11 protein-coding genes are annotated in these 12,292 nt (G+C 70.4%); 1 reads left to right on the forward strand and 10 read right to left on the reverse strand.

The genetic code is table 11. The features are described 5' to 3' along the window. The coding region (locus tag LAO51_18005; GenBank protein ID MBZ5640635.1) for a hypothetical protein at positions 1-656 on the reverse strand (656 nt) is incomplete at its 3' end. After that, a complete protein-coding gene (locus LAO51_18010; protein MBZ5640636.1) occupies positions 640-1,908 on the reverse strand; it encodes a helix-turn-helix transcriptional regulator in 1,269 nt (422 codons plus the stop codon). The genes LAO51_18005 and LAO51_18010, both read right to left, overlap by 17 nt. 162 nt (positions 1,909-2,070) lie before the next feature. On the opposite strand from LAO51_18010, the gene LAO51_18015 reads away from it, so the two are divergent. Then, complete coding sequence (locus tag LAO51_18015; GenBank protein MBZ5640637.1) at positions 2,071-3,678, forward strand: S8 family serine peptidase; 1,608 nt, start codon at positions 2,071-2,073, stop codon at positions 3,676-3,678. On the opposite strand, the gene LAO51_18020 is transcribed toward LAO51_18015, so the two are convergent. The 8 genes from LAO51_18020 to LAO51_18055 form a co-directional block, all read right to left on the reverse strand. After that, positions 3,625-4,302 carry a lytic transglycosylase domain-containing protein gene (locus LAO51_18020; GenBank protein MBZ5640638.1) on the reverse strand — a complete coding sequence of 226 codons (678 nt, stop codon included), beginning with the start codon at positions 4,300-4,302 and terminating at the stop codon, positions 3,625-3,627. The genes LAO51_18015 and LAO51_18020 overlap by 54 nt on opposite strands. Next, positions 4,299-6,974, reverse strand: coding sequence for an alanine--tRNA ligase (alaS, locus tag LAO51_18025; GenBank protein ID MBZ5640639.1), 2,676 nt, complete (start codon positions 6,972-6,974; stop codon positions 4,299-4,301). Before alaS ends, LAO51_18020 begins: the two co-directional genes overlap by 4 nt. A gap of 63 nt (positions 6,975-7,037) precedes the next feature. After that, positions 7,038-7,526 (reverse strand): recombination regulator RecX, encoded by a 489-nt coding sequence (locus LAO51_18030; protein ID MBZ5640640.1) that lies wholly within the window; start codon positions 7,524-7,526, stop codon positions 7,038-7,040. Positions 7,527-7,536: 10 nt separating this feature from the next. Next, entirely contained in the window at positions 7,537-8,709 is a 1,173-nt protein-coding gene (locus LAO51_18035) for a type IV pilus twitching motility protein PilT (protein MBZ5640641.1), read from the reverse strand. A gap of 114 nt (positions 8,710-8,823) precedes the next feature. Continuing rightward, a complete protein-coding gene (locus tag LAO51_18040; GenBank protein MBZ5640642.1) occupies positions 8,824-9,747 on the reverse strand; it encodes a branched-chain amino acid transaminase in 924 nt (307 codons plus the stop codon). An 89-nt stretch (positions 9,748-9,836) separates the two neighbouring features. Next, positions 9,837-10,619, reverse strand: coding sequence for a 16S rRNA (uracil(1498)-N(3))-methyltransferase (locus LAO51_18045; GenBank protein ID MBZ5640643.1), 783 nt, complete (start codon positions 10,617-10,619; stop codon positions 9,837-9,839). After that, a complete protein-coding gene (locus tag LAO51_18050) occupies positions 10,583-11,458 on the reverse strand; it encodes a 50S ribosomal protein L11 methyltransferase (GenBank protein MBZ5640644.1) in 876 nt (291 codons plus the stop codon). The genes LAO51_18045 and LAO51_18050 overlap by 37 nt, the downstream gene beginning before the upstream one ends. 42 nt (positions 11,459-11,500) lie before the next feature. Beyond that, on the reverse strand, positions 11,501-12,292 hold a 792-nt coding region (locus tag LAO51_18055; GenBank protein ID MBZ5640645.1), incomplete at its 5' end, for a molecular chaperone DnaJ.

Raw genomic sequence — 12,292 nt, forward strand, 5'->3', positions numbered from 1 at the left:
TCGGTGATCGACAGCGGGCGGTTCAGGGTCACGAAGTCGACGACGTGTCCCGCGGGGGTGTCGTAGTCGATCTGCATCCGTCCGTCGTCGAGGAGCATGATCACCGGCGAGCGGCTGTCGACGCCTTCGGAGGAGACGGGGTAGGCCGCCATCCACCGGCTCTCGAGGAAGATGCTGAGATAGACGCGGCCGATCCCCCCTTCGTTCCGCCACCACACCAGATACGGTCTCCCGGTGGAGGCGAACGCGACACGGGGCTCGAGATCGTCCCCGTGGGCCGCCTCGCCCGGCTCTTCCACCCACGCCGGCCGAGTCCATCCGGTTTGCAGCCAGCGGGCCCAGGCGAGATCGTAGCCCGCCCCCGTGTAGCGGCTCCAGACGACCCACGGACGATTGGCGTCGTGCGGGTTCTCGGCGACGAGGGGCCAGAGGTCCCCGTTCACGTCGCCTCCGGGATTCAGGGCATAGGAGAGCGGGCGCAGGCGCGTGACCGACCAGATCTTGAGCCGCTTGGTCGACGGGCCGGCCATGATCGCGGTTCTGAGGTAGTTGCCGGAGACGTCCGTCTCCGCCGCAACCTCGGCGCGCACCTCGAAGGCGTACCCGGTGGCGGCGAGCAGGGCGATCGCCGCGAGGAGGTTACGGTGAGTACGCATGGACCCTCCCGATCCGTTCGATGTGCCGGTCGAACTCGTCCACCTCGGGGAAACGCCGCTCGAGCAGGGAGCGGAGGTGGCGCAGGCGCCCGAAGGCGATCTTCTCGCGGGTCGGGTTCGCGTCCTGACGGGCCATCTGCCAACGGTGATAGGAGTTGAGGAACAAGATGTCCTGGTAGGCCTCGTCGGGCCGGGACGCGAGCGCATCCGACTCCGAGAGAGCCTGAAGGGCTCGGTCCCGCTCGCCGCGCCGCATGAACGCCTCGGAGAGGCGCGTCAGCGACAGCGCGGCGACCCGCCGGAACCCCAGCTCGCGTGCCTTGGCGTGCGCCTGGCGGAGCCGCGCGATCCCCTCGTCGAACCTGCCGAGCTCCACGAGGCAACCGCCGAGATTCGTCGTGACGGTCGTCCGGAGCTTGTCCTGCCCGCCGAGGGCGTCCAGGACCTCCATCGAGCGCAGGTAGTATCCGAGGGCGCGCTCGGCCTCACCCTCGTCGTGGTGGATGTTGCCGAGCGTGTTGAGCACTCCCGCCTGCGTCTTCACGTCCCCCGCCCCGAGGGCGAGTTCCAGCGCCTCGTGGGCGAGGACCCCCGCCAGGTAGAGATCGCCCTGCTCGCGGTAGACGTAGCTCAGCTCCAGCACCGAGCGGGTTCGCGTGACGGGGCTCAGCCTCGAGCGCGACTTCAGGATCTCCCGAAGCTCGCGTTCCGTCATCGCGAGCTTCCCGAGGGCGCGAAGCGACGTGATCATGCTCCAGCGGGCCTGCGCCTCGCGCTCGGCGCGCTCGGGCGTGTCGTTCTCCTCCAGCGCGACGTTCAGCGCCCGCTCGAACGTGACGAACGCCTTGCCGTGCTCCCCGGCGGCGAACAGCCCCGCACCCTCCCGAATCAGTTCGTCGAACCCGCCCGACTCGGGCTCGAATGCCTCGTACTCCTCGAGATCGAGCACGTCCGAGAAGGTCTGCACCGAGACGTTGAAGATCCTCGCGAGGGCGCGCAGCTTGTCGAACGAGGGAATCGCCTTCCCCTTCTCGAACCGGCTGAGCTGTGAGTTGTCGATGACCTCGCCGAGCGCCATCGCGGCTTCTTCGACACGGCGGAGCGTGTAGCCGTACCCGCCCCTCAGGCGGCGCAGATAGGACCCGAGCCGCGCGGACGCCCGTTCCTCGGCGGCGCCCTCCTCGACCCGCGGTACTTTCGACGGCAGGAGTTCCCCCCCTCCCGCTGCCGCGTTCTTGACTAGGCGGCTCATCCTTCCCCCCCCCGAGCCCACGAGCCTGTCCTTGAGCGGCTTCTCGATCAACTTCTATTACGTTCAAAGGGCCTTGTCAACAACTGCTTCCGCCGCGACCGGGCGTTTGCGGACCCTGGGTCCGCGACTCGAAGGGGTCCCGGCGTCGTATATGCTGATCCGATGAGCGACTCCCGACGACTCGGGCGCAAGGTCCGTTTCCCCGGAGCCGGCGCTCACCTGGACATTCCCCTCGCATTCCTGGCCATCTGCGGGCTCATGAGCTCATCGGGGTGCGCGGGCCGGCCGGGGCCGCGGCCCGTCGCGGAGCCCTTGTCGCCGCCCATCGTCCGGAGCGAGCCGGCTTCCTTCGGCGCGAAGTTCGAGGGGGATTTCGAGTCCCGGCTTCGAGCGGCGCCGACGGGGGAGCGGGTGAGCGCGATGCTCGACCTCACCGATCAGGTGGACCTCCCCGCGCTCCGTCGCGAACTGGCCCTGACCGGGAGGGACCTGCGATCCCGCTCTCGGGCGGTGATCGGGGCCCTCGAGCGCACGGCGGAGCGCCAGCAGGCGCGAATCGCCCCCGACCTCGACGCGATGGTCCGGACGGGTGCGCTCGAATCCTGGACCCCCGTCGCCATCGTCAACCGGGTCTTGGTCGAGGGAAGGCCGGAAGCGGTCCTGAAGCTCGCGGGGAACGCCGAGGTGGCGCGCGTGCTGCCGGACTGGACGTCGGGAACCGTTCCCAGCGGGGAGCAGGAGGACGCTCCGGCCGCGGCCTCCCTCGGCGAACGCTTCGTCAGCTGGGCGGTCGGTGCCATGGGCGCCGACGTGCTTCGAAGCGAGGGGCTGGACGGAACCGGGGTCGTCGTCGCGTCGATCGACACCGGGGTGCTCGAGGACCACGAGCAGCTCGTCGGGCGCCGCCTCGAGGGGAGCCGCGGATGGTTCGACCCGGTCTCGGGCTCGACCCGGGCGGCGGACAGCCATGGCCATGGTACGGCCGTTCTCTCCCTCGCCGTCGGAGGCGGGCCCGGCGAGCGCGTGGTGGGAATCGCGCCCGGGGCGCGGTGGGCCAGCGCGCTCGGGAACTACCGCAACGTCTACACCCGAGCCCGCATGACGCTGGCCGCGGACTGGGTGCTGCGCGTGGCGCGCCCCCGTGTGCTCGTCAACGCATGGTCCCACTCCGAGGGAAGGTGCGGCACGTTCGACCTGCCCTTCATCAACGCCTGGAAGGCCGCCGGGATCTTCGTGGTCTTCCCCGCGGGAAACGCGGGACCGAGGCCCTCGAGCGCCGAGGCCCCGGCGAGCCTCGCCGGGACCTACCCCGACGGCGGGCCGGTCTTCTCGGTGGCGGGCCTCCTGGCGAGCGGCGAGGTCTGGCAAGCCTCCTCCCGCGGTCCGAGCCTCTGTGGCGCCTCGCGCTTCCCGACCCTCGCCGCCCCCGGCGTCTCGATCCCCTACGCGCTCGCTTCGGGACCGAGAAGCTACACGATCGGAACGGGGACGTCGTTCGCCGCCGCCCTCGTCGGCGGCGCCGCGGCGCTCCTGATCCAGGCCGATCCGTCCCTCGAGCCGGACGACATCGAGCGGCTCCTCGTCGAGACCTGCCGCGACGTTCCTCCACCCGGCCAAGACGACGCGACGGGGAGCGGAGCGATCGACCTGGCGTCGGCGGTCGAGCGCGTGCGCGCGCGACGCTCGGCGTCCCCAGGCCGGTCCGGACCCTTGGGGTCAGTTGGTCAGAACCACGGAGCCGTCGGGGTTCATGCGCAGCGTGACCCCTAGCGAATCCGGGTCGGGCTTGGGGGTCGGAGCGCGCCGACGGCCGGCGGTGTCCAGCTTCGTTTGCACCCTGGCCACGTAGTCGCGCGTCTCGGCGTACGCGGGCACGCCGCCGTAGCGCCTAACCGCGCCCGCCCCGGCGTTGTACGCGGCGAGCGCCAGCGTGACGTCCCCCCCGAACTCGTCCAGGAGATCGCGCAGGTGTCGGGCTCCCGCCCTCAGGCTCTGATACGGATCGTGAAGGTCGGTGACCCCGTAGCGCTTCGCGGTGGCGGGCATCAGCTGCATGATCCCCCGGGCACCCTTGGGCGAGATCGCCTTGGGCTCGAACCCGGATTCGACGAGGGCCACCGCCTTGATGAGCGACGGGTCGAGCCCGTTCTCGCGAGCGACTCGCTCGATGAACGGGTCGAACGAGGTCACGGGGAGGGCGCCGCGGCCGAGTCGGCGTGTCGATTCGAATCCGGGCACCGGGCGGGCATCACGGTGGTCGGGCACGTTCGTGACCACGATCGCCCCGTCCTTGACGTAGTACAGAAGCTCCTCCGCGGGGGCGGGAAGCGCGGCGGCAAGGAGCGCGAAGATCGCGACCGCCGCCGTCCCCCCCCAGGGGAGCTTCCGTTTCATTTTGGTGGCTTCCTCTCCCGGATCATCTTGAAGACGCGCGAGAGCGACTCGATACTCAGCGCTTCGTCGAGCTTCGCTGGATCCTTCCCTCCGGCCTCGGCGAGGTCCTTCTTCCCCCCGCCTCCGCCGCCGACCACCTTCGCCAGCTCCCGGACCAGCTCGCCGGCCGGGAGCGTGTCCTCGAGGTCACGGGTGACCGTGGCCAGCAGATACGCTTTCGCTCCGTCCGCCCGGCCTATGACAACGCAGCCGGAGCCGAGCTTCCGTCGCAACTCGTCGGCGAGGACCCGTGCCTCTTGCGGCGAGAGGGCGTCGGCGCGCGCGGCCACGACCTTCACCCCGTCTACAATGTGGGGATCGGAAGCCTCCCGGGCAAGCTCGAGGCGCGCATTGCGGATTCGTTGCTGCTCCAGCTCGCGCTGGAGCCTCTTCGTGTGTTCGATACGCTTCCGTAATTCGACGACCACGGTCTCCTTCGGGACCGCGAGCAGATCCTCCAGCTCGCGGACCACGCGCTGGTCGTCACGGAACCGGGCAAGCGAGCCCTCTCCGGAGACCGCCTCGATCCGCCGCGTGCCCGCCGCGATCCCCCGCTCCTGCAGGACCTTCACGAGGCCGATCTCCCCCGAGCGCCCGCAGTGGGTCCCGCCGCAAAGCTCGGTGGAGAAGTCGCCGACGCGTACCACCCGCACGCGGTCGCCGTACTTCTCTCCGAACAACGCCATCGCGCCGGTGCGGAGAGCGTCGTCCAGCGCCAGCTCCTCCGATCCCACCTCGAGGTCCTCTAGGACCTTCCGGTTCATCAGGGCCTCGAGGTCCTCGAGGGCGCGATCGGTGAGCGCGGCGAAGTGGGTGAAGTCGAATCGAAGCCGGTCGTCCGCCACCAGCGAGCCGGCCTGCTTGACGTGGGTCCCGACCACCTCCCGCAGCGCCGCGTGCAAGAGATGCGTCGCGGTGTGGTTCCGCCGAATCGCGGCACGGCGCGAGGCATCGACCGAGGCTTTCACGGTGTCGTTCACATCCAAGTTGCCTTCATCGACTACGACTCGATGACAGATGTTCCCGCTCTCGTTCTTGTAGGTATCGAGGACCCGGCCGCTCCATCTCGAGCCGACCATCACCCCGGTGTCGCCGACCTGCCCCCCAGCCGCTGCATAGAATGGAGTTCGATCGAGATGGACCACGGCTTCGCAGCCAGGACCGATCGGAAGGTGCTGAGCGTCGCCCTCCGCAACCGCCAACACCGAGACGACTCTCGCGCCATCGACGTCCAACGCGTCGTAGCCCACGAACTCGGTCGGGATCCAAGTCCCACGCTGCCCCGTGGTTCGTGTCGCGGCGCCCTTCCACGACGCCTGCGCTCGCGCGCGCTGCCGCGCCATCTCTTGCTCGAAACCCGCGAGGTCGAGGGCGACGCCGCGCTCGTCGGCGATGTCCTGCGCCAGGTCCAGCGGGAGCCCGAACGTGTCGTAGAGACGGAAGAGCTCGGAGCCCGGGAGCGTCCGGAGTCCATCCCCGAGGCCCGAGATCGATTGCTCGAGGAGATCGATCCCGGCCGAGATCGTCTCCGCGAAACGCTCCTCCTCGCGTCGCGCCACCTCGAGGATCGCGTCGGATGCCGCGCGGAGCTCCGGGTAGACGCCCGAAAGGGAGTCCAGGACCGCGGGGGCGACCTCGTGGAGGAACGGCTCCCTCACGCCCAGCTTCAGCCCGTGACGGATCGCCCGTCGGAGGATCCGCCGGAGAACGTACCCCCGCTTGTCGTTGGACGGCACGATCCCGTCCGCGACGAGGAAGCAGAGGGCCCGGGTGTGGTCGGCGATGACGCGGAGGGAGAAATCGGCCTCGGCGTCGCGGCCGTAACGGGTTCCCGCGCGCGTCGCGGTCGCGTCGAGGACCGGAACGAACAGGTCGGTGTCGTAGTTGCTGCGTTTCCCCTGAACGACGGCCGTGACCCGCTCGAGCCCCATGCCGGTGTCGATGCTCGGCGCGGGGAGGGGCGAGTAGGTCCCGTCGTCGTGCTGCTCGAACTGCATGAACACGAGGTTCCAGATCTCGACGTACCGTCGCTCGTCGGTGGCGGGATTCGACTCGCCCGGGACCGAGGTCAGGTCCTCTCCCAGGTCGAAGTGGATCTCGCTGCACGGCCCGCAGGGACCGGTGTCCCCCATCCGCCAGAAGTTGTCCCTCTCCCCGAGGCGCAGGATCCGGTCCGGCCTCACCCCGACGCGATCGCGCCAGAGCGCGAGCGCCTCTTCGTCTCCAGGCACCGCCTCCGAGCCGCCGAACACGGTGACCCAGAGCCGCTCCTGCGGGATGCCGAACACGCGGGTGACGAGCTCCCACGCGAGTGTCACGGCGTCGGCCTTGAAGTAGTCGCCGAACGAGAAATTCCCGAGCATCTCGAAGAAGGTGTGGTGGCGGGGCGTCCTGCCCACCTGCTCGAGATCGTTGTGCTTGCCCGACACGCGCAGGCACTTCTGCGACGAGGTGGCGCGACGGTAGTCCCGCCGTTCTTTCCCGGTGAACACGTCCTTGAATTGGTTCATCCCCGCGTTGGCGAACAGGAGGGTCGGGTCGGCCGGAAGGATCAGGGGGGAGCTGGGAACGATCCGGTGGCCGCGGGAGGCGAAGAACTCCAGGAACGCGCGTCGAGTCTCGGCCGAGGTCATGGTGGTGGTCCTCTTGGTCGGTTCGGAGGCGCCCGCACGGTGCCGGCCCGGACGGGCCGGGGGTCAGTCCCCAGCGTCGGAGCGGTACCGCTCGAGCGCCGCCGCGACGGCCCCGGGGTCGAAGCCGGCGCGGAGCAGCGCATTATACACGCGCGCATACCGCTTCCGGTCGAGCGCGCCCCCGGCGCCGGCGACCCGCCGCTCCACCTCGCGGGCGAGTTGGGTTCCGGGGTCGAAGTCGCCGTCGGCGACGGCCCGGTCGAACGCGCCCTCGACGACCTCGGGTTCGACGCCTCGGCGCAGCAACTCCGCGGTGAGACGCTCGCGGCCGTGTCCCAGCCGCTCCGAGCGGGTCAGGAGATAGTGCGAGGCGAGCCGGGCGTCGTCGAGGATGCCGGAGGCGACGAGCCGATCCACGGCCGCGCTCGCCTCGGACGGGTCGTGCCCGGCGGCGACGAGGCGGTCGCGGACCTCGGTCCGGGTCAGGGGCCGCCGCGACACGAGGCCGAGCGCCAGGTCGAGCGCCTCTCTCCCGCGATCCTCCGTCGGCATGCCGCCGATTCTAGCTCTTCGAGTACTCGAACGGCGAGTCGATCCCGCCTTCCGCCGACGTTCCCGGCGAGTGGATCGTCCGCTCCATCTCCTCGTGGGAGATGTCGGAGGTGGACTGGATCCCGGCGACCTTGAGCTTGAACTCATCCGGGTTCGAAGCCTGGCGGAGCGCCTCCTCCAGCGAGATCAGGTCGTTCTTGTACAGGCGGTAGAGCGACTGGTCGAACGTCTGCATCCCGTACTGCGACGTCCCCGCCGCGATGGCGTCGTGGATGAGCTTCGTCTTCTCCTTGTTCTCGACGCAGTCGCGGATGTAGGCGGTCGAGCGCAGCACCTCGACCGCGGGCACGCGGCCCTGCCCATCGGCCCGCGGCACCAGGCGCATCGAGACGACGGCCTTGAGCACCGCGGCGAGCTGGAGCCGGATCTGCTTCTGCTGGTGCGGCGGGAACACGGCGATGATCCGGTTCACGGTCTCGGTGGCGTCGAGGGTGTGGAGGGTGGACAGCACGAGGTGGCCGGTCTCGGCGGCGGTCAAGGCCGTTTCGATCGTCTCGTAGTCCCGCATCTCGCCCACCAGGACCACGTCCGGGTCCTGCCGGAGCGCGGACCGGAGCGCGGTGGCGAACGACTTGGTGTCCACCTCGACCTCGCGCTGGTTCACGAGGCTCTTCTTGTCCCGGTGCAGGAACTCGATCGGGTCCTCGATCGTCATGATGTGCTCGGTGCGCGTGGAGTTGATGTAATCGATCAGCGCCGCGAGCGACGTGGACTTCCCGGATCCCGTCGTCCCGGTCACGAGGACGAGCCCGCGCCGCTCCGCCCCGATCTGCTCGAGGACCTGCGGGAGCAGGAGGTCGCGGATGGTGAGGATCCGGACCGGGATGACGCGGAGCACGACCCCGACGGTCCCGCGCTGCTGGAAGACGCTGCAGCGGAACCTGCCGAGCCCGGGGACGGAGTACGCCATGTCGATCTCGAAATTATCCTTGAACTTCTGCTTCTGACGGGCGCTCATGATGCTGAAGGCCATCGCGATGCTGTCCTCCTGCATGAGCCGCTTCTCTTCCGTCAGCGGGATCAGCCGTCCGTCCACGCGGATCACGGGGTGGCTGCCGACCTTGAGGTGGAGATCGGAAGCTCCGTGATCGGTGGCGATCTTGAGCAGGTCGTTGATATGCACGGCGGCTCCTCGCTGCCTCGCGGGCAGTCGGCGGGCGGGATCGGCCCGTCCCGGAGGTTGAATCTAGGGACGCTCCCGGCGGGAGTCAAATCGGACGGCAGGCAAGCGGGCAGGTCAGGGGACCGGCTCGAGCCAGCCGTGCCGGTCCTCGGCATCGCCGGCGAGGATCGAGCGGAACGCGGCGTCGAGCCGGCGGGTGACCGGTCCCGGACGGCCGGGGCCGACCTCGATCCGGTCGACGGTCCGTACCGGCGTGATCTCCGCGGCGGTACCGGTGAAGAACAGCTCGTCGGCGAGGTAGAGCGCCTCCCGGGGTATCCGCTCCTCGACCACGTCGAACCCCTGCTCCCGGGCCAGGACGATCAAGCTCGCGCGGGTGATCCCGGGGAGGATCGACGCGCCCAGCGGAGGGGTGACGAGCCTCCCGTCACGCACCAGGAAGAGGTTCTCGCCCGATCCCTCGCTCACGAAGCCCTCGGTGTCGAGGGCGATCCCTTCCACATAGCCGTTGGCGATCGCTTCCATCTTGATCAACTGAGAGTTGGCGTAGTTCGCTCCGGCCTTCGCCAGGGCCGGGAGGGTGTTGGGCGCCAGCCGGGTCCACGACGAGACCTGCACGTCGACCCCGCGCTCCAGCGCCTCCGGACCCAGGTAGGCTCCCCACGACCACGTGGCGATCACGAGGTCCACGGGGCAGCCGTGCGGGTTCACCCCCACGTCGCCGTAGCCTCGAAACGCCACGGGACGGATGTAGCACGCGCGGAATTCGTTCGCCTTCACCGTCTCGAGGCACGCAGCGGACGTCTGCTCCGGCGTGAAGGGGATCGGCATCCGGTAGACCCGCGCCGAATCGAACAGCCGCCGGACGTGCTCGCGGAGCCTGAAGACCGCCGGACCGCGCTTCGTGTCGTAGCACCGGATCCCCTCGAACACGGACGACCCGTAGTGGACGACGTGGGACAGTACGTGGATGCGCGCCTCCTCCCAGCGAACGAGCTTGCCGTTCATCCAGATGAGCTTGCTAGGAGTGAAGGACATCGGGCCTCCGACGCCGGACTGGCCGGCGAGCAGGACGAGCGGGTCTCGGGCGCCTGGGCGGGGATTATAGGGACGCGCAGGCGCCCGCTTCAACCTGCTCGGGAGGCCGAGCCGAGATCGTCCCAGGCGTGCAGCACCAGCGCGGCCGCGACGACCCCGGCGGTCTCCGTGCGGAGCGTGCGAGGGCCGAGGCTCGCCCGGTGCCATCCGGACGCCACGAGGAACGCCGTCTCCTCCGCTTCGAACCCGCCTTCGGGGCCGACCGCCAGCCACACCTCGGCAGGTCGGGGCGCCGAGATGTACTCCCCGAGCGGACGCGACCCGGGACCTGCATCGAGCAGGAGCGCGCAGGCCCCTTCGGGGGGCGGCGGTACCGCCTCGATCGGCTCGGCGACCACCGGCACCGACCTCCGACCGCACTGCTTCGCCGCCTCCAGGGCCACCCTTAGGTAGCGCCGGAGCCGCTCGCCGGACGGGCTCCCGGCCTCGGATCGACCGGCCAGGAAGGGCCGGATCGCGTCGATCCCGACCTCGGTCCCTTTCTGGATCACCCACTCCATCCGCTCCGGCCTGCAAACGGCCTGGAACAGCGTGACGCCGAGCACGGGATCGGCCCGGCCGGGCAGCTCGGAAGCGATCCGGACCGTGGCGCCGGCGCGGCCGACGGCGAGGAGGACCGCGCCCCACTCGCGTCCCTTGCCGTCGAAGACCGAGACCGGATCACCCGGCCGGAGCCTCAGAACGTGGGTCGCGTGGTGCGTCTCCTCGGGGTCGAGGACGACCTCGGTCCCGCTTCCCGCCACCCCGGGATGGTGGACCCTGCGGACCCGCTCCGTCACGACGCCGCCCCGCGGCGCGAGACGAGGAGGCACCAGGGCCCCTCGTCCCGGCGCTCGACGGTCTCAAGGCCCGCGACACGCAGCACTCGCGACACCTGATCCGCGTCGTCGCCGAGCAGTCCGGAGCAGAGGAGGACTCCCGAGACGCCAAGGACCGCCGCGACCTCCGCGGCCCGCTCGACGAAGTAGCGCGTCGCGACGTTGGCAACGCACCCGTCGAGCGCGGCACCCGCGAGGAGGTCCGCGGATCCCGCGCGGATCCTCACGCGGCTGGCGGCGCCGTTCGCCTCCACGACTTCCCGCGCCACGTCGACGGCGTCGTCGTCGTCGTCCACGGCCTCGACGACCCCCGCACCGCACCTCGCCGCCACTACGGCGAGGATGCCGCTTCCGGTCCCGAGGTCCAGCCACCGGCTCCCCGGACGGACGTAGCGCTCGAGCGCGGCCGCGCAGAGCCGCGTCGTCGGGTGCTCGCCCGTCCCGAAGGCCCGGCCGGGGACCAGGAGGATCGGGTCCCGTCCGATTCCCGGGGACGCGATCCCGTTCGGGATCACGACGAACCGGTCTCCGAGGGGGAGGGGTCGAAGGGACGCCTGGTACCGCTCCACCCACCGCCCATCCTCCACCCCCTCGACTCCGAGTTCGCAGTTGGAGGGATCGACGCCGTGGGCGCGAAGAGCGCGCGCCGTCCGGCCGAGGACCGGCCCGGGATCCTGTGCGCCCGGAAGGTAGATGCGGAGCCTGACCGTGCCGGAGCCTGCCGGCGCGGCTTCGACCCCGAGGCTCGACGCGCCGAGGTCCGCCGCGAGCTCCTCCTCCAGACCGGAAGGCGCCTCTAAGACGATCGCGATCCACGGGGTCTCGTGCCGCATGGGCCCGATCCGCGCGGCGCGCCGCCGTCGCCGGCGCGCTCGCTAGTTGAAGATGTCCTTCACCCGATGGAACAGGCCCCGGCCTGCGGCCTCCTCCCCCTCGAGCTTCGCCAGCCGCTCGAACAGCTCGCGTTGCTCCGAGGTGAGCCGCGTCGGAGTTCGCAGCAGGACCGACACGTACTGGTCGCCCCGGCGGCCGCCCTCGAGAGCCGGGATCCCCTTGCCCTGGAGCCTGAAGACCGTTCCGGATTGGGTCCCCGGCGGGATCTCGAACTCGTCCTCGCCGTCGAGGGTAAGGAGGGTGACCTTGGACCCCAGCGCGGCCTGGGCGAAACCGACCACCACCTCGCACCGGACGTGGTTCCCGTCGCGCCGGAAGAACGGGTGCGCGGCCACGTGGACGACCACGTAGAGGTCGCCGGGGGGACCGTCGTCGGGGCTCGCTTCCCCTTCGCCGGAGAGCCGGAGGTGCATCCCCTCGTCCACGCCCGCGGGGATACGAACGGTCAGCGTGCGCTCCCGGCGAACTCTCCCGCTCCCCTCGCAGCTCGAGCAAGGGGAGGTGATGATGCGTCCCGCCCCGCGGCAGCGGCCGCACGGACGGGTGAGGGTGAAGAACCCCTGCTGGAACGCGACCTGCCCGCGCCCGCCGCACTGTGGGCACGGCCTGATGCCATCGGCGGTCTTCGCCCCGCGGCCCGCGCACTCGGAGCACTTCTCGGTTCGCGGCACCTTGATCCGGGTCTCGAGGCCCCGCACCGCCTCCTGGAATTCCAGCTCGAGGTCGTAACGGAGGTCGTCGCCGGGTCGCCGGACGGGCCGGCGGCGCCCTCC

The organism is Terriglobia bacterium, assembly GCA_020073205.1.
In the GTDB taxonomy this organism is placed as follows: Bacteria; Acidobacteriota; Polarisedimenticolia; order Polarisedimenticolales; family JAIQFR01; genus JAIQFR01.

Bases quoted from the DNA above. Each gene is read 5' to 3' on its own strand.
- LAO51_18020 (MBZ5640638.1), bottom strand. From the start codon at position 4,302: ATGAAACGGAAGCTCCCCTGGGGGGGGACGGCGGCGGTCGCGATCTTC.
- LAO51_18050 (MBZ5640644.1), bottom strand. From the start codon at position 11,458: ATGCGGCACGAGACCCCGTGGATCGCGATCGTCTTAGAGGCGCCTTCC.
- LAO51_18030 (MBZ5640640.1), bottom strand. From the start codon at position 7,526: ATGCCGACGGAGGATCGCGGGAGAGAGGCGCTCGACCTGGCGCTCGGC.
- LAO51_18010 (MBZ5640636.1), bottom strand. From the start codon at position 1,908: ATGAGCCGCCTAGTCAAGAACGCGGCAGCGGGAGGGGGGGAACTCCTG.
- alaS (MBZ5640639.1), bottom strand. From the start codon at position 6,974: ATGACCTCGGCCGAGACTCGACGCGCGTTCCTGGAGTTCTTCGCCTCC.
- LAO51_18040 (MBZ5640642.1), bottom strand. From the start codon at position 9,747: ATGTCCTTCACTCCTAGCAAGCTCATCTGGATGAACGGCAAGCTCGTT.
- LAO51_18015 (MBZ5640637.1), top strand. From the start codon at position 2,071: ATGAGCGACTCCCGACGACTCGGGCGCAAGGTCCGTTTCCCCGGAGCC.